At 61.2% G+C, this 1264-nt stretch carries 2 protein-coding genes; both read right to left on the bottom strand.

Going from position 1 to position 1264, the window contains the following annotated elements; translation table 11 throughout:
* A partial coding sequence (locus tag EN893_RS34455) for a hypothetical protein (RefSeq protein ID WP_128362187.1) occupies positions 1-218 on the bottom strand: 218 nt, incomplete at its 3' end.
* 56 nt (positions 219-274) lie between these two features.
* Positions 275-1150: an alpha/beta hydrolase gene (locus EN893_RS34450; RefSeq protein WP_127271241.1), complete on the bottom strand. Its 876-nt coding sequence runs from the start codon at positions 1148-1150 to the stop codon at positions 275-277.
* Between the last annotated feature and the right edge of the window lie 114 nt (positions 1151-1264).

Below are 1264 nucleotides of genomic sequence, written 5' to 3'. Positions count from 1 at the left end.
CCTTTGGTAAAGGCGGTCATCGCCTGCATGTCGGCCCAATACGAGATGGTTGTGAACCACGTCTCGGCATCGCGGTCCGCGCGCAGCAATTGGACGCCAAGCGCTGTCTTCTCGAGGGGCGGAATACCCTCGGCACGCAGGTATGGCTCATAGGCGTCGGCGATGTCGCGGCGGGTGCGGCCGCGCCAGATGCGCGCGATGGTCGGTTTGGTCGGCATGAGGTTCTCCTTCAGTCAGGCGGACAGCAACTGAGCGTAGCGGACACCGGCTGTGATCAGCCGTGAACACGACCCAGGAAATCATGGACCAGCGGCAGCGCGTCGTCGAAATGTGTCTCGAGCAGCCAGTGACCCGCCCCCTCGATCAGATGCAGTTCCGCATCGGGCAGATCGCGATGATAGGCCCGTGCCGACGCCGCGGGCATATAGCCGTCCTCTGGCCCCCAAACGATCAGCGTGGGCGGATGGTGTTCACGCAAATAAGCCTGGTAGCGCGGAAACCAGGTGAGATTGGCTTCCAGCTTCTCCATCAGACCGACGGCGATCTGCCGACGAACCGGCGTGTTCATCAGTGGCCAGTGAAGGCTCCAGAGATCGGGCGCCACGCGCGTGGCGATGTCGTCAGCCACTTCTCCGATGAACTCGGCCCGGAACCCGTCCTCACTTACCGCGGCCTCGAGCGGACGGTGCTTGTCGGGCGTCTTGTCGGCCCACCAAGCCTTGATCGTGGCGTATTTGGGGCCAAGCACGTCCTCGTAGATGTCGCCGTTCTGGATGATCAGGGCACTGATCCGCTCGGGGTGCGAGATCGAATGCCGGAGTCCTATCTGCGAGCCGTAATCATGCAGCCACAAGGCGTAGCGCTCGAGACCGAATTCATCGGCAAGTTTGGAAAGCACGTCGCAATAGGCGTCGAAATCATAGCCAAAGGCGGCCGGATCTGGTGTGCCACTGTATCCGAAGCCCGGCCAGTCGAATGCAATCGTTCGCCAGCGGTCGGCGAGCGCCGGCATCAGTCGGCGGAATTGGAACGAAGAGCAGGGATAGCCGTGCGGCAACAGCAAGACAGGTGCTTCTGGCGGCCCTGCCTCGCGATAGAAAATGGATAGATCACCCAGTTGCATGCGTCGGTGCGTCGTTGCACCCGGCATTCGGACCTCCGTCGAATAAACACCGGCTAAACGCGTTTGACCGAGGCATCGTTCCCGAATGAGGGAAGCGGACGGCCGGCAATATTCATCTCTTCAAATTCACCACGATGACAC

The sequence above is a fragment of the Mesorhizobium sp. M7A.F.Ca.CA.004.04.2.1 genome (genome assembly GCF_004022825.1).
GTDB lineage: Bacteria > Pseudomonadota > Alphaproteobacteria > Rhizobiales > Rhizobiaceae > Mesorhizobium.
Note: the sequence above shows the minus strand (reverse complement) of the source record. Positions and strands in the feature narration are given on the sequence as shown.

Excerpts from the sequence above, each read along its gene's own strand:
- EN893_RS34450 (WP_127271241.1), bottom strand. The coding sequence starts at position 1,150 with ATGCCGGGTGCAACGACGCACCGACGCATGCAACTGGGTGATCTATCC.